At 70.1% G+C, this 18268-nt stretch carries 24 protein-coding genes; 15 read left to right on the top strand and 9 right to left on the bottom strand.

All coding sequences use genetic code 11. The annotated features are described in order from the left end of the window. Positions 1–33: 33 nt before the first annotated feature. The 4 genes from rplI to DJ019_RS03150 form a co-directional block, all read right to left on the bottom strand. Complete coding sequence (gene rplI / locus DJ019_RS03165) at positions 34–618, bottom strand: 50S ribosomal protein L9 (RefSeq protein ID WP_111274514.1); 585 nt, start codon at positions 616–618, stop codon at positions 34–36. Between the two features lie 13 nt (positions 619–631). Beyond that, positions 632–913 carry a 30S ribosomal protein S18 gene (gene rpsR / locus DJ019_RS03160; protein WP_111274513.1) on the bottom strand — a complete coding sequence of 94 codons (282 nt, stop codon included), beginning with the start codon at positions 911–913 and terminating at the stop codon, positions 632–634. Between the two features lie 18 nt (positions 914–931). Next, positions 932–1294 carry a 30S ribosomal protein S6 gene (gene rpsF, locus DJ019_RS03155; RefSeq protein WP_111274512.1) on the bottom strand — a complete coding sequence of 121 codons (363 nt, stop codon included), beginning with the start codon at positions 1292–1294 and terminating at the stop codon, positions 932–934. Positions 1295–1487: 193 nt separating this feature from the next. Then, positions 1488–2030 carry a peroxiredoxin gene (locus DJ019_RS03150; RefSeq protein WP_111274511.1) on the bottom strand — a complete coding sequence of 181 codons (543 nt, stop codon included), beginning with the start codon at positions 2028–2030 and terminating at the stop codon, positions 1488–1490. Positions 2031–2261: 231 nt separating this feature from the next. Here DJ019_RS03150 and DJ019_RS03145 point away from each other — a divergent pair, with 231 nt between their 5' ends. Further along, entirely contained in the window at positions 2262–3557 is a 1296-nt protein-coding gene (locus DJ019_RS03145; protein WP_165843872.1) for a tetratricopeptide repeat protein, read from the top strand. Positions 3558–3578: 21 nt separating this feature from the next. Here the strand turns inward: DJ019_RS03145 and DJ019_RS03140 are convergent, their stop codons facing one another. After that, positions 3579–4658 (bottom strand): zinc-binding dehydrogenase, encoded by a 1080-nt coding sequence (locus DJ019_RS03140; RefSeq protein WP_111274509.1) that lies wholly within the window; start codon positions 4656–4658, stop codon positions 3579–3581. Between the two features lie 87 nt (positions 4659–4745). Between DJ019_RS03140 and fabD the strand changes: the two genes are divergently transcribed. The 8 genes from fabD to gmk all read left to right on the top strand — a co-directional run bounded on the left by fabD (position 4746) and on the right by gmk (position 11717). After that, on the top strand, positions 4746–5690 hold the full coding sequence (fabD, locus tag DJ019_RS03135; protein ID WP_111274508.1) for an ACP S-malonyltransferase: 945 nt from the start codon (positions 4746–4748) through the stop codon (positions 5688–5690). A 10-nt stretch (positions 5691–5700) separates the two neighbouring features. Beyond that, the gene (gene fabG / locus DJ019_RS03130; protein ID WP_111274507.1) at positions 5701–6441 is read left to right on the top strand and encodes a 3-oxoacyl-[acyl-carrier-protein] reductase; all 741 of its coding nucleotides are present in this window, start codon (positions 5701–5703) and stop codon (positions 6439–6441) included. 120 nt (positions 6442–6561) lie between these two features. Continuing rightward, positions 6562–6801, top strand: coding sequence for an acyl carrier protein (locus tag DJ019_RS03125; protein WP_068877152.1), 240 nt, complete (start codon positions 6562–6564; stop codon positions 6799–6801). A gap of 84 nt (positions 6802–6885) precedes the next feature. Continuing rightward, a complete protein-coding gene (gene fabF / locus DJ019_RS03120; RefSeq protein WP_111274506.1) occupies positions 6886–8166 on the top strand; it encodes a beta-ketoacyl-ACP synthase II in 1281 nt (426 codons plus the stop codon). Then, a complete protein-coding gene (gene mltG, locus DJ019_RS03115) occupies positions 8163–9170 on the top strand; it encodes an endolytic transglycosylase MltG (protein ID WP_111274505.1) in 1008 nt (335 codons plus the stop codon). The genes fabF and mltG overlap by 4 nt, the downstream gene beginning before the upstream one ends. Positions 9171–9308: 138 nt before the next feature. Further along, entirely contained in the window at positions 9309–9977 is a 669-nt protein-coding gene (locus DJ019_RS21515) for a PEPxxWA-CTERM sorting domain-containing protein (RefSeq protein ID WP_205854072.1), read from the top strand. Positions 9978–10065: 88 nt separating this feature from the next. Further along, positions 10066–10947, top strand: a complete 882-nt coding sequence (locus DJ019_RS03105) for a YicC/YloC family endoribonuclease (protein ID WP_111274504.1) — start codon at positions 10066–10068, stop codon at positions 10945–10947. Positions 10948–10997: 50 nt separating this feature from the next. Next, the gene (gene gmk, locus DJ019_RS03100) at positions 10998–11717 is read left to right on the top strand and encodes a guanylate kinase (protein ID WP_111274503.1); all 720 of its coding nucleotides are present in this window, start codon (positions 10998–11000) and stop codon (positions 11715–11717) included. Positions 11718–11809: 92 nt separating this feature from the next. Here gmk and DJ019_RS20750 read toward each other — a convergent pair whose 3' ends face one another. Next, a complete protein-coding gene (locus DJ019_RS20750; protein ID WP_133255239.1) occupies positions 11810–12313 on the bottom strand; it encodes a hypothetical protein in 504 nt (167 codons plus the stop codon). A 160-nt stretch (positions 12314–12473) separates the two neighbouring features. On the opposite strand from DJ019_RS20750, the gene DJ019_RS03090 reads away from it, so the two are divergent. Both DJ019_RS03090 and DJ019_RS03085 read left to right on the top strand, forming a co-directional pair. Then, complete coding sequence (locus DJ019_RS03090) at positions 12474–12764, top strand: DUF1330 domain-containing protein (RefSeq protein WP_111274501.1); 291 nt, start codon at positions 12474–12476, stop codon at positions 12762–12764. Between the two features lie 407 nt (positions 12765–13171). After that, on the top strand, positions 13172–13987 hold the full coding sequence (locus DJ019_RS03085) for a PEPxxWA-CTERM sorting domain-containing protein (protein ID WP_111274500.1): 816 nt from the start codon (positions 13172–13174) through the stop codon (positions 13985–13987). A 21-nt stretch (positions 13988–14008) separates the two neighbouring features. On the opposite strand, the gene DJ019_RS03080 is transcribed toward DJ019_RS03085, so the two are convergent. Continuing rightward, positions 14009–14680: a DUF2726 domain-containing protein gene (locus DJ019_RS03080; protein ID WP_111274499.1), complete on the bottom strand. Its 672-nt coding sequence runs from the start codon at positions 14678–14680 to the stop codon at positions 14009–14011. 67 nt (positions 14681–14747) lie between these two features. Between DJ019_RS03080 and DJ019_RS03075 the strand changes: the two genes are divergently transcribed. After that, positions 14748–14930, top strand: a complete 183-nt coding sequence (locus DJ019_RS03075) for a hypothetical protein (protein WP_133255238.1) — start codon at positions 14748–14750, stop codon at positions 14928–14930. A gap of 55 nt (positions 14931–14985) precedes the next feature. Continuing rightward, the gene (locus DJ019_RS03070) at positions 14986–15882 is read left to right on the top strand and encodes an oxygenase MpaB family protein (RefSeq protein WP_205854071.1); all 897 of its coding nucleotides are present in this window, start codon (positions 14986–14988) and stop codon (positions 15880–15882) included. On the opposite strand, the gene DJ019_RS03065 is transcribed toward DJ019_RS03070, so the two are convergent. Beyond that, on the bottom strand, positions 15815–16480 hold the full coding sequence (locus DJ019_RS03065; protein ID WP_111274496.1) for a PEPxxWA-CTERM sorting domain-containing protein: 666 nt from the start codon (positions 16478–16480) through the stop codon (positions 15815–15817). The two genes, DJ019_RS03070 and DJ019_RS03065, sit on opposite strands and share 68 nt — an antisense overlap. A 17-nt stretch (positions 16481–16497) precedes the next feature. Next, positions 16498–17088 carry a TetR/AcrR family transcriptional regulator gene (locus DJ019_RS03060; protein WP_111274495.1) on the bottom strand — a complete coding sequence of 197 codons (591 nt, stop codon included), beginning with the start codon at positions 17086–17088 and terminating at the stop codon, positions 16498–16500. 63 nt (positions 17089–17151) lie between these two features. On the opposite strand from DJ019_RS03060, the gene DJ019_RS03055 reads away from it, so the two are divergent. Both DJ019_RS03055 and DJ019_RS03050 read left to right on the top strand, forming a co-directional pair. Further along, positions 17152–17559: a hypothetical protein gene (locus tag DJ019_RS03055; protein WP_111274494.1), complete on the top strand. Its 408-nt coding sequence runs from the start codon at positions 17152–17154 to the stop codon at positions 17557–17559. After that, positions 17556–18236 (top strand): hypothetical protein, encoded by a 681-nt coding sequence (locus DJ019_RS03050; RefSeq protein WP_111274493.1) that lies wholly within the window; start codon positions 17556–17558, stop codon positions 18234–18236. Before DJ019_RS03055 ends, DJ019_RS03050 begins: the two co-directional genes overlap by 4 nt. Positions 18237–18268 lie beyond the last annotated feature (32 nt).

The following is an 18268-nucleotide window of genomic DNA, read 5'->3' as shown; positions in this document are numbered from 1 at the left end:
CGCGCCGCAATCCTTCGTGAGTTGTCAGGCCGATCAGGCCTCGACGTAGTCCTGCGCGGCCTGGCCGGCTCCGCCTTCAAGGAGGTCGGCCGCCGCCTGGTCGGCGGCGAGGCGCTCTTCCTCGAACTGCGCGTTGATCACGTTCTCGCCGCGGGCCTGACGCTCGGCTTCGTCCTGGCTGCGGGCGATGTTGAGCGTGACCGTGACGGTGACTTCCGAGTGGAGGCGAACCTTCACTTCATGCAGGCCGAGCGTCTTGATCGGCTTGTCCAGCACGACCATCGAGCGTTCGATCTTGCCGCCTTCGGCGTTGACCGCGTCGGCCACGTCGCGACCCGCGACCGAGCCGTAGAGCTGACCGCTCTCGCCCGCTTGGCGGATCATGATGTACGACGTGCCGTCGAGCTTCTCACCAGCCTTGCCGGCGGCTTCCTTGGTCTTCGCGTTGCGGGCCTCGATCTCGGCGCGCTGGGCTTCAAAGACCTTGAGGTTGGCCGCGTTGGCGCGGAGCGCCTTTTGGCGGGGCAGGAGGAAGTTGCGGGCGTAGCCGTCCTTGACGGTGACCACGTCGCCGAGCGTTCCCCAGCCTTCCAGCCGTTCGAGCAGAATGACTTTCATGTGCCGCGCTCCCTTACTTCACGACGTAGGGAAGCAGGGCCAGGAAGCGAGCGCGCTTGATGGCCTTGGCCAGTTCGCGTTGCTTCTTGGCCGACACCGCGGTGATCCGCGACGGCACGATCTTGCCGCGCTCGGACACGTAGCGCTGGAGCAGCTTCACGTCCTTGTAGTCGATCTTCGGGGCGTTGGCGCCGGAGAACGGGCAGACCTTGCGGCGGCGGAAGAACGGGCGGCGCGCGCCACCCGCGGAGGCGCCGGCGGCCGGAGCCGGGGCGGCGGAGGTTTCGTCGGTCATTGCGAGAGCCTCCCTTTCTTAGAATTGCGGGGCGTCGTCGCGGCGTTCGCGGTCGCGATCGCGGCGGGCGAGGATCGGCGAAAGCTCAAGGTCGAGCTCGTCGACGCGAACGGTCATGTAGCGCAGCACGTCTTCGTTGATCGACAGCTGACGCTCCATCTCCTTGACCACGTCCGACGGGGCGTCGATGGCCAGCAGGGAGTAGTGACCCTTGCGGTTCTTCTTGATCCGGTAGGTGAGGTTCCGGAGGCCCCAGTACTCGATCTTCGCGACGTTGCCGCCGCCTTCCTCGATGAGGTGCTTCAGCTGATCGTTGAGGGCTTCGGCCTGTTGCGGCGAGATATCCTGCCGCGAGATGACGACGTGCTCGTAGAGCGCCATAGGTCCTTCTTCCGTTGTGGGAGGCGGCGCGTCCGGGGGCGGAAGACCGCCGGATACGATGGATCTGCGACGCGGCGACCGGGAGTTTCCCGGCCCTTGAAGGCTCCGCGTGAGACCGCCTTCCGTGAAGAGGCGGGCCAATAGGCGAAAACCCCCGCCGGAGCAAGGGTTTTCGAGGCGCCGATGGGCGCCGCTACTTCTTCTGACTATAGGCCTTCACCGCCGCCAGGGTCTCGCTGACGTGCTCGGTAGGGTCGAGCTTGGAGTAGGCGTGCAGGATCTGGCCGTTCGGCGCGATCACGTAGGAGGTGCGATCGGACCAGTCCGGCTTCATGGTCAGGACGGCGTCGTACTGCTTGGCGATCTTGGCGCCCGGGTCGGCCGCGACGGCGAACTTGCCGGCGCAGTGCTCGGTGTCCTTGGAGAAGGTGGCGAGGCGGTCGGTATTGCCGGCGGTAATGCCGATCACCGTGGCCTTGTTCGCCTTGAACTGATCCACAGCCTGAGAAAACAGGCTGGCTTCCAGGTTGCAGCCCTTCGTGTAGGCGGCCGGGAAGAAGTAGAGCACCACCGGCCCCTTCTTCAGAGCCTCGGCGAGCGACAGGTTGACCGGATCGCCCGAGAGGTAGCCTGACGCATTGAACATCGGGGCCTTGTCGCCGGGCTTGAGGGCGGCCGCGGCGGGCGAGGCGGCGACGAGGGCCGTCGCGGCGGCGGCGAAGACGAGGCGCTTCATGTTGGTTCCTCCGGCGTGTTCTGATCGAAAGCGGCGCGATTGATTACCTAGGGCCGGACGCGCGGAAAGGAAGAGGCTCGTTGCGCGATCGTCGTTCTGCCTGCGATAAAAGATGAATGGCGCCTACCGACGGACGCGTCGGTCCGTCGACAGACTGGGCTTTACGCTCGACTCCCGGTTCCGTGTAACATCGAACGCGAAGCGGCCATGCGGCCGGCTCGAGAGGGGCGGATGGCCGACGATGGGGGCTGGCCCATAGGGGCAGGCCCGGAGTCCTGGGAGTCTGGTGACGCACGCACGCGCGTGGCGATTGACCAGCTGCGCGTGGTGTTCAGCCAGGCGGAGCGGCGTCTGGCCGACGATCGCGCGACCGTTGTCCTGGGCGACACGCTCGTCCCCCTGATCCATTCTCTCGACGATCTCGCCCGGCGCCTGACGGCGTTGGAGGTCGGGTCCGAACGGGTAGCCAGCGAACGGCGGGCGGCGCCCGAGCAGGTCGCCCGGCGGCCGGAGGCGCAGCCCGGGATCGAGGCCGCGCGCGAGGCGGCGATGAGCGCGCGACTGGACCTCATGCTGGAACAGCTCGGCCGGGCCCGCGCCGCAGCAGAGGCCGGGACGGTCCGCCAGACCCCCTCATCTGCCCGTACGGTGATGGTCGCCGCGAGCGCGGTGGCGGCTCTGGGCGTCGTGGGCGCTGGAGCGATGCTGGTGATCGACCCCGCTCTTGCGTCGCGCCTCCTTCCGCCGGTGGCCGAGCGCCTGCAGTCTCGGCCTGACCAGGAGCCGCGGGCGGCGGTCGGGGGCGAGGCGTCTTCCGGACCTGTCGCGCCCCAGCCGCAGGATAGCTACGTGGCGGTCTCGGACGCCTTGGCCCGGGGAGAGGCCAGCGCCTTGCCGCGGCTCGCGAGCTTGGCCGAGGCCGGAGACACACAAGCCCAACTTCACCTCGCTAGCCTCCACGAGACGGGGCAGGGCGGACTGCCGCAGGACCTGGCGGCGGCCCGCCAGTGGACGGTGCGGGCGGCCCAGGCGGGCGATCGGTTCGCCCAGCACAACCTGGCCCTCTTCCTGATGCAGGGCGAAGGGGGCGTGCGGGACGTGGCCGACGCGGCTCACTGGTTTCGCAAGGCCGCCGAACAGGGAGTCCTGGATTCCCAGTACAATCTGGGCCTGCTCTACGAGAGCGGCCGGGGCGTGGATCGGAACCTGCCGGAGGCCTACCGCTGGTTCGCGCGAGCGGCGGAAGCAGGTGATCCGGCGGCGCGCCAGAAGCAGCTGGCGGTGGCCCGCCAGCTTGGGGCGACGGAGCGCGCCGCCCTGGGCATTCCGGCGCCGAGCGCACCGTCGGGCCCGGGTCGAGGTGACGAACTGGCGACGTTGGTCATCGCGCCAGCGACCACTGTCGCGGAGACGCAAGCGTTGCTCGCGCGACACGGCTACTACGCGGGGCCGATGGACGGGGTGGCAAGCCCGGCCTTCCGCGCAGCAGCCGACGCCTATCTGCGTGACCGCGGTATTCTTCGGTAGCGGTGGTGGCGACCCGGCGGGTCAGAGGCCTGGCTGCACCAGGATCTTCACGTGCGCTTCGGGATCGCCAAGCGCGGTGAAGGCCCCCGCCACACCCTCCAGGCCCACCTTGCCGGTCACCAGGTGCGAGACGTCGATGATGCCCTCGGAAAGCTGCCGAAGCGTCAGGGCGAACTCCTCAGGCGTGTAGCCGAACACGAAGGTGAGTTCGATCTCCTTGGTGATCGCGATCGAGGGTTCGATGCGGTCCGTCTCCATGCAGACGCCCGCGACGACGATCTGAGCGCCTGCCGGAGCCGCTTCGATCAGCGATTGGAGCACGCCAGGCGAGCCGACGCATTCGAACACGACAGGGCGCGCGACCGGATTACCCATCATCGCCATCATGCCTTGCGCGGCGCGGGATTTGGGAACGCCCAAGGCCTCCCAGCGGTCGTGCGGGTTCTCGACGGCGGGGTCGATGACGATGTCCGCCCCCAGACGTTCGGCCGCGGCTCTGCGGCGAGGCGAGAAGTCGGCGGCGATCACGGGGCCATGGCCCTGGGCCTTCAGCGCGCCAACGACCGCAAGCCCTACGGGGCCGCAGCCGACCACGAGCGCCACCGACCTGGGTTCCATGCGCGCCTTTGCGACCGCGTGGGCGCCGACGGCGAACGGCTCCGTAAGGGCGGCGTGGTCCGTGGAGAGGCCGTTCGGCACCTCGAGCACCATGGCTTCCGTGAGCAGCATCCGCTCGGCGAAGCCGCCGGGCAGGCGGTTGGAGAAGCCCAGGGCTTCCATCGCGCCGTTGTGCATGGTCACCGGCATGCTCACGACGCGCGCGCCGGCCTTGAGGGTCTTGGGCGAGCCTGGGCCGTGGTCGAGAATCTCGGCGCAGAACTCATGACCGAAGACGGTGTCGGCGGCGGGATCGAAGCCGTTGTCGGCCGCGCCGGCGCGCCGGGACAGGTCGATCATGTGCTCCATGTGATGGAGGGCGTGGAGGTCCGAGCCGCAGATTCCGCAGGCCAGGGTCTTGACCAGCACCTGACCTTCGCCGGGCTGCAACTCTGCGATTTCGTCACACACCAGGCGCTTCTCGCGCCGGATCACGGCCTTCATGCGTTCACTCCCCTACTCGTCATTCTTGTTCTTGGCGGTTCTATCCCCTAACCCTCGCGCCTTGGAATCACCAGGAGCGGGATCGTCATGAGCCTCGCCTTTCTCTTCCCAGGACAGGGCAGCCAGGCCGTCGGCATGGGCCAGGAGCTGGCCGCGGCCTTCGCCTCCGCCCGCGAGGTCTTCGAGGAAGTGGACGACGCGCTGCAGCAGAAGCTGTCGGCGCTGATGCGCGACGGGCCCGAGGACCAGCTCACCCTAACCGAGAACGCCCAGCCCGCGCTGATGGCCGTGAGCGTGGCGGTGATGCGGACCCTGGAGAAGGAGTTCGGCATCGGGATCGAGAAGGCCGCGTTTGTGGCCGGTCACAGTCTGGGCGAATACTCGGCGCTGGCGGCGGCGGGGGCGCTCAGCCTGTCGGACACCGCGCGCCTGCTGAAGCTGCGCGGCCAGGCGATGCAGCGCGCCGTGCCGGTCGGGCAGGGGGCGATGGCTTCGCTCATCGGACCGAAGACGGACCTGGCGCTGGCCGAAGAGGCCGCCAAGGCTGGCTCGGACGTCGGCGTCTGCGTGGTCGCCAACGACAACAACCAGGGCAATGTGGTGATCTCGGGCGACAAGGCCGCCGTGGACAAGGCCATCGAGGCCGCCAAAGCGCTAGGCGCGCGGGCCATTCCGCTCAACGTCTCCGCACCCTTCCACTGCCCGCTGATGCAGCCTGCGGCGGACGAGATGGCGCAGGCGCTGGCGGCCGCCACGATCCTGGCGCCGCGTGCGCCGGTGGTCGCCAACGTCACCGCCCAACCCACCAATGATCCCGAGACCATCCGCCGGCTGCTTGTGGAGCAGGTGACCGGTCGGGTGCGCTGGCGCGAGAGCGTAACCTGGATGGCCGGTCCGGGCGGGGTGACCCGCTTCGCCGAGGCTGGCGCCGGCAAGGTGCTGTCCGGCATGGCCAAGCGCATCGCCCCCGACGCCGAGGCGACGCCGTTGAACGCGCCGGCCGACCTCGAAGCCTTCGCCCAATGCCTCTGAGGAGGGACGCATGTTCGACCTGACCGGCAAGACCGCCCTCGTCACCGGCGCCACCGGCGGCATCGGCGCCGAGATCGCCAAGACGCTTCACGCCCAGGGCGCCCATGTGGTGCTGTCTGGCACCCGCGAGGCTGTGCTGCAGGAGTTGGCTGCGAGCCTCGGCGAGCGCGTTTCGGTCGCGCCGGCCAACCTCTCCGATTCGGGCGCGGTCGACCGCCTGATCGAGGCTGCTGAAGCCGCGGCCGGCGCGCCCATCGACATCCTGGTGGCCAACGCGGGCATCACCAAGGACGGCCTGCTGATGCGGATGAAGGACGAGGACTGGGAGACCGTCCTGAAGGTCAACCTCGAGAGCTACTTCCGACTCAGCCGGGCCGCGATGCGCGGAATGATGAAGCGGCGCTTCGGCCGGATCATCGGTATCACCTCGGTGGTCGGCGTGATGGGCAACCCAGGCCAGGCGAACTATGCGGCCTCGAAAGCCGGAATGATCGGCTTCTCCAAGGCGCTCGCGCAGGAGGTGGCCACCCGTGGCATCACCGTGAACTGTGTCGCGCCGGGCTTCATCGAGAGCCCGATGACCGATGCGCTCAACGAGCAGCAGAAGGCGCAGATCCTGTCGACCATCCCGTCCGGCAGGCTGGGCGCGGGGGGTGACGTGGCCGCCGCGTGCGCCTATCTGGCGTCCGACGAGGCCGGCTACGTGACGGGCCAGACGCTGCACGTGAACGGCGGCATGGTGATGATCTGACGCTCGCCACCCCGGGGGGAACGTGGTACGCGCCCCCCGATTTGAACACCCAAGCGGCAGTTGACTTCGCGGTCGCCGTCGTTGATGCAGACACCGACTAACCCCTGAGGGACCAGCTACATGTCCGACGTTCTTGAACGCGTCCGCAAGATTGTGATCGAACACCTCGATGCCGATCCCGAGAAGGTGACCGAGAAGGCCAGCTTCATCGACGACCTGGGCGCCGACAGCCTCGACAACGTCGAGCTGGTCATGGCCTTCGAGGAAGAGTTCGACATCGAGATCCCGGACGACGCCGCCGAGCATATCCAGACGGTCGGCGACGCCGTGAAGTTCATCCAGGAGCGGCTGGGCGGCTGATCTCGCCCGCTGATACGGAATCAAGGGCCGCCGCGTCGCTGGGACCTCCCCGCGGGCGCGGCGGTTTTCGTTTGAGGTAGCGCCATGCGTCGAGTCGTCGTCACGGGGATCGGCATCCTGAGCCCGCTGGGGCAGGGGACCGAACTGACCTGGAAGAAGATCCTGGCCGGCACGTCCGGCGCCGGGAAGATCACCGCCTTCGACACCACGGACTATGCGTGCCAGATCGCCTGCGAGGTGCCGCGCATCGACGGCCGGGGCGGCGGCGGGCCCGACGTCGAGGGCAGCTTCGACCCGGACCAGACCATGTCGGCCAAGGACCGCCGGCGGGTCGACGACTTCATCCTCTACGCCATCGCCGCCGCCGACGAGGCGGTGCGCGACGCGAACTGGACGCCCGAGGACGAGGAGAGCCGCGAGCGCACGGGCGTCATGATCGGCTCGGGCATCGGCGGCCTCGGCACCATCGCCGACACGGCCATCGAGCTGCACGAGCGCGGCCCGCGCAAGGTCAGCCCGTTCTTCATCCCCTCGTCGCTGATCAACCTGGCCAGCGGCCAGGTCTCGATCCGCTACGGCTTCAAGGGGCCGAACCACAGCGTCGTCACCGCCTGCGCCACCGGCGCGCACGCCATGGGCGACGCGGCCCGGCTGATCAAGTACGGCGACGCCGACGTGATGATCTGCGGCGGGGCCGAGGCCAGCGTGGTGCCGGTGGGCATCGCCGGCTTCATCGCCTGCCGCGCCATGGCCACGGCGTTCAACGACACGCCCGAGAAGGGCAGCCGGCCCTACGACAAGGACCGCGACGGCTTCGTCATGGGCGAGGGCGCGGCGGTGTTCGTGATCGAGGAGCTGGAGCACGCCAAGGCGCGCGGGGCCAAGATCTACGCCGAGGTGGTCGGCTACGGTCTCTCGGGCGACGCCTACCACATCACCGCCCCGGTCGAGGACGGCGACGGCGGTTTCCGGGCCATGAAGGCCGCCCTGAAGGACGCCGGCCTCAGCGCGTCCGACATCGACTACATCAACGCCCATGGCACCTCGACCATGGCCGACGGCATCGAGCTGGGCGCCGTCGAGCGCCTGCTCGGCAACGCGGCGCCCGGCAAGGCCATGTCGTCCACCAAGTCGATGACCGGCCACCTGCTGGGCGCGGCCGGCGCCATCGAGGCGGCGTTCTCGATCCTGGCCATCCGTGACCAGATCGCCCCGCCGACCATCAACCTCGACAATCCCGACGTCGAGACGGTGCTGGATCTCGTGCCCCACAAGGCCAAGCCGATGGAGATCAATGTCGTCATGTCGAACAGCTTCGGCTTCGGCGGCACCAACGCCTCGGTGATCTTCAAGAAGTACGCGTGACCCGGAAGCGCCGCCTGAGCCGCCGCGCGGCGGGCGGCGGCCTGATCGCCCTGGGGCTGGCGATCCTGCTGGCCCTGGCCGCCGTGTGGACCTATGTCGGCCCCGGCCCGAAGGCGGCATCCGGCGACGCGACGGCGGTCGTCCTGGAGCGCGGCGCGGGCGTGGGCCAGATCGCCACCGCGCTCGACGACGCCGGGGTGATCGGTTCCGCCGGGCTCTTCAGCCTCGCGGCCCGGCTTACCGGGGCGGCCGCGGAGCTGAAGGCCGGCGAGTACGAGTTCGGATCGGGCGCCTCGATGGCCAGCGTGCTGGCCGACATCCGCGCCGGCAAGGTGATCCGGCGCCAGATCACCATTCCCGAAGGCTGGACCAGCGGCATGGTGGTCGAGGCGGTCAACGCCTATCCCGTGCTGACCGGCGTGGCCGATGAGCCGCCCGAGGGCTCCATCCTGCCCGACACCTACCAGGTGCGCCGGGGCGAGGACCGGGCGGCGGTGATCCAGCGGATGCGGGACGCGCACGACGAGCTCCTGGCCGAGCTGTGGGCCACGCGCCAGCCGGGCCTGCCGATCTCGTCGCCGCAACAGGCGGTGATCCTGGCTTCGATCGTCGAGAAGGAGACGGGCGTGGCGTCGGAGCGGCCGCGCGTGGCGGCGGTGTTCGTCAACCGCCTGCGCACGGGGATGATGCTGCAGAGCGATCCCACGATCATCTACGGCATCACCAAGGGGCGGCCCCTGGGCCGGGGCATCCGCGCCTCGGAGCTGGCGGGGGAGACGCCGTACAACACCTACAGGATCACCGGCCTGCCGCCGACGCCGATCTCCAACCCCGGCCGCGAGGCCCTGGCGGCGGTGCTGAACCCGCCGAAGACCGACGAGCTCTATTTCGTGGCCGACGGCACGGGCGGCCACGCCTTCGCCGCCACCTACGAGCAGCACCAGGCCAACGTCGCCCGCTGGCGGCAGATCGAGCGCGACCGGGCGGCGGGCGCCGGACGGTAGGTCTCTTCCCCGTTGAGCTTGAGCGTAGCGGCTCGCCTGAGAGGGGTGTGCGGTTTACGGTAACAACGTCACCGATCAGAGTTACCCCAAAGCCGGCGCGACTCCGTGCGCGGTCACAACATCAGGGGCTGTCGGGACATGCTTGCGGTGCGCAATGGGATACTGGGGCTGATCGGGGCGGCGGCGGCGCTGGCGCTGGCGACGCCCGCGGCGGCGGCGGTGACGGTGTTCACCTCGCAGGCGGCCTTCGAGGCGGCGGCGGGCAGCCTGACGACCGAGGACTACTCGGGCTATGCCGCGGGGACGACCATCGCCGACGGCGGCACGCTGGGCGCTCTGACCTACGACTTCGTCGGCGGCCCGGGCGGTGGCGTGGTCGGTAACTTCTACAACAGCACCTCGGGCCAAAGCCTGTCGATGGATCAGAGCCCCGCCGGGTTCGATCTCGGTGACTTCTTCTATGCCCAGCAGGGCGTCAGGGTGACGCTGCCCTACGCGGTGAAGGCGTTCGGCGTCCTGGTGAACACCAACCTGCCGCAGACGAACTTCCTGATCATCAACGGCCAGACGACGTTCGCGACGGCCGCGGCCTACGATTTCCACACCTTCACGTTCCTGGGCGTGATCAGCGACACCGCCTTCAGCCAGGTGGGCTGGTTCACCAGCGAAGTCGCGAACGTGGCCGAGATCCAGTACGAGCGGCTGGGCGGCGGCGTGGTGCCCGAGCCGGGGACCTGGGCGCTGATGATCCTGGGCTTCGGCGCGGCGGGCGCGGCCCTGCGGCGGCGTCAGGCTGCGTTCGCCTGACGCAGACCAGCCCGCAAGGGTGGGCTGACGGCGAGATTCGTGTATCTCCGGCGCGCGGCGGCCAGGCTGTCGCGGCGCGGGAGGACAGATGTCGATTTCGGGGATGACCGGGTTCGGGCGGGCCGAGGGCGCGCTGGCGGGCTGGACCTGGGCCGTGGAGGCGCGGAGCGTCAACGGCCGCAATCTCGAAGTGCGCTTCCGCGGGCCGCCGGGGTTCGAGGGGCTGGAACGGGCCGCGCGCGAGGGGGCGCAAAGCCGCTTCCAGCGCGGCCAGGTGACTGTCGGCGTGCAGGCCAAGCGCTCGGAAGGCGCGGCGGCCGTCCGGATCAACGTGGAACAGCTCGAGCGCTATCTGGCGCTGGCCTCGGCCTATGTGGCCGACGGCCGGGCGCAGCCGCCCGCCATGGACGGCCTGCTGGCCCTGCGCGGGGTGGTCGAGGCCGACGACGCGGGGCTGGACCCCGAGGCGCAGGCGGCGCTGGAGGCGGCCATGGCGGCCACCATCGGCCAGGCGCTGGACGGCCTCCTGGCCGCGCGGCGCGAGGAGGGCCAGGCCCTGGCGCCGGTGCTGAACGGCCAGGTGGACCGGATCGGCGAGCTGGCCGGCCAGGCGCGCGCCACGGCGGCGGGCCAGCCGGCGGCGATCAAGGCCCGGTTCGAGGCGCGGCTGAAGGAGCTGGCCGGCGAGGCGGCGAGCGAGGAGCGCATCGTGCAGGAGGCCGCCGCCATGGCGGTGAAGGCCGACGTGCAGGAGGAACTGGACCGCCTCTCGGGCCACGTGGACGCCGCGCGCGGCCTCCTGGCTGCCGACGGCGCGGTCGGCCGGCGGCTGGACTTCCTGACCCAGGAGTTCATGCGCGAGGCCAACACCCTGTGTTCGAAGTCGCAGCTCGGGGCGCTGACGACGATCGGCCTGGACCTGAAGGCGACCATCGAGCAGTTCCGCGAGCAGGTTCAGAATGTGGAGTAGCGGGCCGAAGGCCGCTATGGGGAGCCGTGTTACGTCTTTCGGAGGTTGGGTTGAGCGCTGACGAACATGGCAAGCCGTGGGAGACCGTGCGGCGCGGGCTGCTGCTGCTGGTGTCCAGCCCCGCCGGCGCGGGCAAGACCTCGCTGACCCGCACGCTCGTCGCCGACCACGACAGCCTGATGCTCTCGATCTCGGCCACCACGCGGGCGCCGCGGCCCGGCGAGGAGGAGGGGCGCGAGTACTACTTCAAGACCCGCGCTGAGTTCGAGGCGATGATCGCGGCGGGCGAGTTCCTGGAGTGGGCCACCGTCAACGGCAACTACTACGGCACCCCCAAGGCGCCGGTGATGGCGGCCCTGGAGGCCGGCCACGACGTGATCTTCGACATCGACTGGCAGGGCGCGGCCCAGGTGGCCGAGCAGGCGCCGGACGACGCCGTGCGGGTCTTCATCCTGCCGCCCGCCTGGGGCGACCTGGAGCGGCGGCTGAAGGCCCGGGCCCAGGACAGCGAGGAGATCATGGAGCAGCGCCTGCGCCTGGGGCAGGAGGAGATCCGCCACTGGCGGCTCTACGACTACGTGATCGTCAACAAGAACTTCGACCGCGCCTACGCCGACCTCGGCCACATCTACCGCGCCGAGCGGATGAAGCCGGGGCGGAACTCCTGGCTGCCGGCGTTCGTGGACGGCCTGCTGGCCGAGGCGGTGGGCGACGCGGAAGCGGCCGGGGCGCCGCCGCGGTCGACGATGATGCGGCCGGTGCAGAAGTAGGGGGGCGGGAGGCTCGTTCGCTTTGCGGGGGCAAGGCGAATTGTTGGCGCGCAGCCGATCAGCCACAGCGGCTGCATCACGTCGGCCCTGGGTCAGCTCAATGCGGCCAATACCCAACTGGCCCGACGGCGAGCGCCCGCGTCCGACGAGGTGGCGAGGCGTTGCAGTTCGTCGCGAAAAGCCGGGGCATCGAGGACAGTCGCCAGATGGCAGTATCGACGTAGCTCCCGACCGTCCCGACTCGCTACGACCTTCACGATGACCTCTCGGAGGCGCTCGCGCTGCGTCTCCGTGAGGCCCACGCGCTTCAGGTATTGGGCGGCATCAGCCTTCAAATAGCCGGATCGGAAGAAGCGGGGATCGGCTTCAAGGAACTCGATGAGGAGTTCTGCGCCGGCTGGATCACCTGCCTTCACTTGCTGAAAGGCTTGATCGAACCCTTCCGGCAGCGCGCCCTCAAGCGCCGACCAGAAGGCGTCAAGGGCGGCGGCTCTTCCAGCGAACAGTGGGTGACGACAAGCATCATCCAGGGCCTGCTGGGCCGTCCGAAAGCGTTCTGCGCGCTCCGCATAGGGAAACGGTCGCGGTCGAGCCATGGCTCATAGTGGCGGCGTTGGGCCTAACGAGAGGTGTCGTTGGCGCGGACAGCACCAGACCCGCCCATCGATGTCCGCGCTTGGGATCGCAGCCAGAGTCCGGAAGTGGCGCACGCCGAAAGGTTTGCGCGTACGCTGACCGCCCAAACAGGACACCACCATGCCCGCCTACCTCGTCCTCGACCTAACGGTGAACGACCTCTGGGACTTCCTTCCCTACGTGGAGGCGATCCCCGCCTTCATCGCCAGGCATGGCGGCCGCTATGCGTCGAAGGGCGCCGATCCCGTGGTGATGGAGGGGGACTGGGCGCCTCAGCGGCTGGTGATCCTGGAGTTCCCGTCCCGCGGTCACGCCCAGGCGTTCCTGGCCGACCCGGAGGCGCAGGACCTGTTCGCGCGGCGGCATCGCTCGACCACCAGCCGGCTGGTGATGGTGGACGGGGAGGATTGAGGGGGAGGTAGGAGATCAGCTCCCATCCGGTGTCATCCCGGTTTGGGCGGACGCCCAAGACCGGGACCCAACCCGGAGCCGTGCGCCTGGGTGCGCCGCATGGAGTGTCGAGGGTCGAGGCGCGCCCTGACATCCGGAGCACTCGGCGGGTTGGGTCCCGGTCTTCGCCTTGCGGCGAAACCGGGATGACACGCGGGGGGAGAGCGGCTGGTGGAGGCAGAGGCAGGCGTCGAGCGCCTTGAACGCGCCCTGGCATCAACTGCCGGGCCCTGCAGTCCGGCGTTGAGCTGAGCGGCGGCGCTCTCCTCTCAGGGGAAAGGGCTCGTGCGCGAGGAGGTGGGAATCCAGTGTTCGTCGACCTTGCTGGATGGCGACGGTGAGGCGCTCAGAAATCTGGAGGAACGACCATGAAACGCGTTCTCATCACCGCCGCCCTGGCGTTGGCGGCATCCGGCGCCGCAGAGGCGTCAACGCTCTATGGGGCGAGCTATACGGGTGGACCGCAAAGCAACCTCTACAGCGTCGACCAGTCGACCGGCGCGCTCACCCTGATCGGCGCCACTGGGAGGAACCTCGGGGATCTCACCAGCATCGACAACAGCCTCGTCGGCGTCGATCTGTCTTCCAACACCCTCCACACGCTCGACACGGCGACCGGCGCGGCCTCGGGCGGGCTGGCCATCACCGGCACGCAAGGCGTGATCACGTCGATCGCCTGGGACCCCGTCTCCCGTGCGCTGTACGGCAATACGACCTCGGGCTTTGGCGGCGCCGATACGCTGTATCGGATCGACACCGGCACCGGCGCGGCGACGCTGATCGGCGCCTTGGGCTTCACCAATGTCTACGCCCTGGGCTTCGGCCAGGACGGCGCGCTGTTTGGGGTCCAGGATGGCGGCGATCTGCTTTCCATCAGCATCGCGACCGGGGCCGCGGCGTCCATCGGCTCGCCGGGCTTTGGGCTCATCTTCGACATCGCGACGCGGCCTGAGGACAATGTGATGTTCGGCGCGACGTCGAGCACCTATTCCCTGCTCACCCTGAACAAGACCACCGGCGCCGGCACGGTCGTCGGCGGCTATGGCGCGAGCGCGAACATCGCGGGCCTCGCCTTCATCGGCGAAGGGGGCGTGGTGCCGGAACCCTCGACCTGGGCGCTGATGATCGGCGGGTTCGCCAGCGCCGGCGCCATGTTGCGCCGCCGCAGGGCGTTCGCGGCCTGATCCGACGCAGCGGTCGCCCGCTCACGGTGTGGGCGGGCGGGTCGCCGCCTCCGGCGCGTCCACCAGCTTTTCGACGAGGCGGCGGAGGTCGGCGGGGGTGGTTTGGCCGGCGACGACTTCGTGGAAGCCGACGCCGGCGCGGCGGAGCGCCTCCTTCTTGACCGCGTCGCGAGCGGCGGCGGCGGTCTGGTGGTGGCCGGCGCCCTGGTATTCGATGGCGTGACGGGGGCGGCAGGCCTCGTCCATCAGCAGGAGGTCGATCCGCTTGGCGTTGATACAGCCGTAGGCCGCCGCGTCCCGGCTGCGGAGGATCTCGCCGAGGGACACCTGCGCCAGAACCTGCCAGTCGGGATTGCGGGCTGTGACGGCGCGGTCCAGTTCGCGGAACAGGCGGGCCTCGCCCCGGTTCAGCACCGGCTGGATCGTGAAGGTGGCGCCCATGACGATGCGGAGCTGATCGGCGGCGTCCGGGCGGGGGCGGCCAGTCTGCGCATCGGACAGTTCGGCGATCCTGGCGGCAATGCTGGGGTGGGGAGCGGCGCGCTGCGATTGCGGCGGCGCGGTCCGGCGCCAGGCCCGGCGGCGCATACGGCTGACGAAACGCTCCACGGCCATGCCGAACGCGGCGCCGACGCAGATTACGATGATCAGCAGGTGGGGTTTATCGATGAGGGCGACGATCTCGGGAGACATCGCGCCACGTTACGGTCGCTTTATGAGGGAGTCCTGAACGGTAAGCGACTGGGACGTGTGCGGCTTGGTGGGTCATGGCTGGGCCTGCGTGCCCGACGGGCGGGTGGTGGAGTTCACCGAGCCGGCCAAGCGTCTGACCCACGAGGCGCGGCGCGCGCTGTACGACGACCTGACCTCGGGGCGGGTGCAGCCCGAGGATGTGCCGGGGGTGAAGGTGGTGCGGGACGCCTCGGGGGAGCTGGTGGACTGAGGCGGGCTTCCGCTGGCGGCGGGGAGGCCTATCTTGGCCGGGCATGAGCCGTTCGATGTCTCCGCCCGCGCCGATCCGTGACGCCGTCGTGCGTCAGGTGCGCCTGCTGGTGGGCGGGACCGGGGACGACACCGTGGAGCGCAACCGGCAGGACACCGGCCTGTTCGGGCCGGACAGCGCCTGCTGGAAGGTGCACGGCGACCTGACCAGCATGATGGTGGGCGGGATCGCGGCGCTGTACCTGCAGATGCTGCATCCCGGCGCGCTGGCGGGGGTGTGGGACCATTCGGACTTCCGCAAGGACATGCTGGGCCGGCTGAGGCGGACGGCGCGGTTCATCGCCGGCACCACCTATGGCGACCGGGCCGAGGCCCAGGGGCTGATCGACCGGGTGCGGGGGATCCATGCGCAGGTGTCGGGGACGCTGCCCGACGGGGGGGCGTATTCGGCGGACGATCCCGACCTCCTGACCTGGGTGCATGTGGCGGAGGTGAGCTCGTTCCTGGCGGCCTACCTTCGCTACGTCGACCCGGCGTTCCCGGCGGAGGCGCAGGACCGCTACTACCGCGAGACGGCGGAGGTGGCCCGGCGGCTGGGGGCGACGGATGTGCCTGAGAGCCGGGGCGAGGTGGCGGCCTATCTGGAGGCGGTGCGGCCGCAGCTGCGCCACGACCTCAGGACGCGGGCGGTGGCGGCGGCCCTGGCCTCGGCCCCGGCGCCCAGCGCGGCGGCCGCCCCGGCGATGGCGGCGGCGTTCGACGCAGCCCGGGACCTGCTGCCTCCGTGGGCGGCGGAACTGCACGGGTTCCGGCTGTCGGGAGCGCGGCGGGCGGTGGCCCGGGCGGGCGTGCAGGCGCTGGGCCGGGGGATGCGCTGGGCGCTGGTCAACAGCGCCGAGGCGCGGGCCCGGCGGCGGGCCGCGGAGCTGGCGCGGGAAGCGGCCGGCGCCTGACGGCCGCGCCCACCGCCCCGAAGCCGAGGATCATCAGCGCCCAGGCGGACGGCTCGGGCACCGCGGCGCCGGCGGCCTGAACGGCGCCGATGTCCCAGCCGAGGCTGTGGGGGTTCTGGGCCGCGTCGGTGGAGGCGATGAAGTAGCGCGCGCCGGCGAAGGCGAGGATCAGCGACCCGCCCTGGGCGGCGCCGGGGCCGTAGAGGCTGCTGGCCGAGCCCAGGAAGTCGCCGCCCGCGCCGTAGGCGGCGACGGTCACCGCGCCGTCGTCGTCGCCGCCGGCGTCGCCGAAGTTGAAGGTGATCGAGGCGATGGCGCGGTCAAAGGCGAAGCGGATCGGCGCGAAGCCGTCGGACTGGAGCGGGTTGTAGGCGCTGGCGGTCACGGCCGAGGCGCCCAGCAGGGCGACGCCGAGGTCGCCGAAGTAGAGATAGTCCGCGCCCTCGGGGGTGATGGTGAGGACGAGGTCGCCGTCGGCGATGATCCGCGAGCCGTCGTAGTAGCCGGCCTCGCCCTCGAAATCGAAGGCGGTGGCGGCGTGGGCGGCGGCCGGCAGCGCGAAGGCGCACAGCGCGGCGATCATGGCCTTGGTGTTCATCAGAGGTCCTCTGTCCGTCAGTCGATCGGAAGGCCGAGGGCCACCTTCAGCATGACGTGCTGCCGGGGCTGGCCGGTGATGGCGTCGGAGGCGGGGATGAAGTTCCGGTCGATCCGCATCGAGGCGTACCCGTGCACCAGGGAGCTCAGCGCGATGACGACCGTGGTCGGATCGATCCGGCGCGTCGGCTGGGGCAGGGCGGCGACCATCTCCTCAACGTCTCCGTAGAGCCCCTCGACCAGACCATCCAGGGCCGGATCCTCGGGGTCCAGAATGTCCATGCGCCACATCATCCGGTAGCGGCCCGGATGGGCGAGCGCGTAGTCGATGTAGGCGTCGACGAAGGCCTCCAGCCGGCCGTAGGCGTCGCTCCGGGCGTCCCGGGCCGCGCGGGCGGCGCCGAGCAGGTGCTCGAAGCAGCGCGTGGCCACCGCTGTCAGCAGCGCCCGCAGGTCGGGGAAGTGGTTGATCGGCGCGGCGTGGGAGACCCCCGCCCGGCGCGCGACGGCCCGGATGGTGACCGCCTCCACACCCTCCGTGTCCAGGAGCTGGAGCGATGCGTCGATGAGCGCTTCCCGAAGGGCGCCGTGGTGCTGTCCTCTCTTCATCTCGCCATATTGACACCGTCTATATCGCAATGCCAATTGACGGTGTCAATATGGAGTTTCGACGTGCGCTACAGACTGGCCCTGACGGCCTGCCTCCTTCCGTTCGGGCTGATCACGCCCCTGCTCGAGATCGGCCCCACCCATGTGTTCAACCCCGACTGGCCGGCGCACGCCCGGCTGCACGAGGTGTGGCAGCTCGCGACCCACTGCGGCCTCGCGGCCCTGTGCCTGTGGCTCGCCTGGGCGCGGGGTGAGGTGCGCCTGGCGACCGGGATCGCGGCGATCGTGGTCGGCGGGTTCCTGGCCGCCCTGGCCCTGGCTCCCGCGTACGGCGGCGGCATGAAGCACAGCGACGGGACCGAGCTGGCGTTCGCGGGCGTCAACGCGGCGGTGGCGGTGATGGCGGCCGCGATGGCGGGCCTGGCCCTGATCGCCTGGGCCACGCGCAGGGATGGGAGGGGCGCGGCGTGATCGGACATGCGCTCACCGGACTCCTCGTGCTGCACATCGCGGGCGGGGCGGTCGGCCTAGTCGCCGGCCTCGTGGCCATGATCGGGCGCAAGGGCGGGCCGCTGCACGCCCGGGCCGGGACCTGGTTCTTCGGATCGATGATGCTGATGGCGGGGTCTGCGGCGATGCTGGCCGCGGCCGAGCCCGATCGGCTGTCGCTGCTGTCGGGTGTGCTGACGGGCTATCTCGTCTTCACCTCGTGGCGGACGGCGCGACGGCGCCAGGGCGGGGCGCAGGTCGCCGACTGGGCCGGGCTGGGCGTCGCCGTGTTGTGCTTCGCGGCCTATGTGCAGGGCGCGGCGGCCGCGACGGCGGCTCCGGGCGGGGAGCTGGACGGCTTTCCCGCGCCCGTGTTCCTGGCCTTCGGCGCCCTCGCGGCGCTGGGCGCGCTGACGGACCTGAGGGTGTTCCTGGGGCCGGCGCTGGCCTATCGCGGCCGCATCGCCCGCCACCTGTGGCGGATGTGCGTGGCCTACTTCCTGGCCGCGACGTCGCTGTTCCTGGGACAGCAGGACGACGTGTTCTGGTTCATGGCCGGCTCGCCGGTGCTGTTCATCCCGTCGATCGCGACCCTGGCTTTCATGGCCTACTGGTTGGTCCGCAACCGGCTGCCACGAAGGGCGAAGGGCGCTGCTTGACACTGACCGGCGGTCAGTAACTAATGACCCGA

The sequence above is a fragment of the Phenylobacterium kunshanense genome (assembly GCF_003254525.1).
Classification (GTDB): Bacteria; Pseudomonadota; Alphaproteobacteria; order Caulobacterales; family Caulobacteraceae; genus Phenylobacterium; species Phenylobacterium kunshanense.
The sequence above is the reverse complement of the archived record's forward strand: the minus strand, read 5'-3'. Positions and strand labels throughout refer to the sequence as shown.

Bases quoted from the DNA above. Each gene is read 5' to 3' on its own strand.
- DJ019_RS03070 (WP_205854071.1), top strand. From the start codon at position 14,986: ATGTCTCCGCCCGCGCCGATCCGTGACGCCGTCGTGCGTCAGGTGCGC.
- DJ019_RS03060 (WP_111274495.1), bottom strand. From the start codon at position 17,088: ATGAAGAGAGGACAGCACCACGGCGCCCTTCGGGAAGCGCTCATCGAC.
- DJ019_RS03065 (WP_111274496.1), bottom strand. From the start codon at position 16,480: ATGAACACCAAGGCCATGATCGCCGCGCTGTGCGCCTTCGCGCTGCCG.
- DJ019_RS20750 (WP_133255239.1), bottom strand. From the start codon at position 12,313: ATGGCTCGACCGCGACCGTTTCCCTATGCGGAGCGCGCAGAACGCTTT.
- DJ019_RS03090 (WP_111274501.1), top strand. From the start codon at position 12,474: ATGCCCGCCTACCTCGTCCTCGACCTAACGGTGAACGACCTCTGGGAC.
- DJ019_RS03150 (WP_111274511.1), bottom strand. From the start codon at position 2,030: ATGAAGCGCCTCGTCTTCGCCGCCGCCGCGACGGCCCTCGTCGCCGCC.
- fabF (WP_111274506.1), top strand. From the start codon at position 6,886: ATGCGTCGAGTCGTCGTCACGGGGATCGGCATCCTGAGCCCGCTGGGG.
- rpsR (WP_111274513.1), bottom strand. From the start codon at position 913: ATGACCGACGAAACCTCCGCCGCCCCGGCTCCGGCCGCCGGCGCCTCC.
- rpsF (WP_111274512.1), bottom strand. From the start codon at position 1,294: ATGGCGCTCTACGAGCACGTCGTCATCTCGCGGCAGGATATCTCGCCG.
- fabG (WP_111274507.1), top strand. From the start codon at position 5,701: ATGTTCGACCTGACCGGCAAGACCGCCCTCGTCACCGGCGCCACCGGC.
- fabD (WP_111274508.1), top strand. From the start codon at position 4,746: ATGAGCCTCGCCTTTCTCTTCCCAGGACAGGGCAGCCAGGCCGTCGGC.
- DJ019_RS03080 (WP_111274499.1), bottom strand. From the start codon at position 14,680: ATGTCTCCCGAGATCGTCGCCCTCATCGATAAACCCCACCTGCTGATC.
- rplI (WP_111274514.1), bottom strand. From the start codon at position 618: ATGAAAGTCATTCTGCTCGAACGGCTGGAAGGCTGGGGAACGCTCGGC.
- DJ019_RS03125 (WP_068877152.1), top strand. From the start codon at position 6,562: ATGTCCGACGTTCTTGAACGCGTCCGCAAGATTGTGATCGAACACCTC.
- DJ019_RS03140 (WP_111274509.1), bottom strand. From the start codon at position 4,658: ATGAAGGCCGTGATCCGGCGCGAGAAGCGCCTGGTGTGTGACGAAATC.
- DJ019_RS03145 (WP_165843872.1), top strand. From the start codon at position 2,262: ATGGCCGACGATGGGGGCTGGCCCATAGGGGCAGGCCCGGAGTCCTGG.
- DJ019_RS03105 (WP_111274504.1), top strand. From the start codon at position 10,066: ATGTCGATTTCGGGGATGACCGGGTTCGGGCGGGCCGAGGGCGCGCTG.
- DJ019_RS03085 (WP_111274500.1), top strand. From the start codon at position 13,172: ATGAAACGCGTTCTCATCACCGCCGCCCTGGCGTTGGCGGCATCCGGC.
- DJ019_RS21515 (WP_205854072.1), top strand. From the start codon at position 9,309: ATGCTTGCGGTGCGCAATGGGATACTGGGGCTGATCGGGGCGGCGGCG.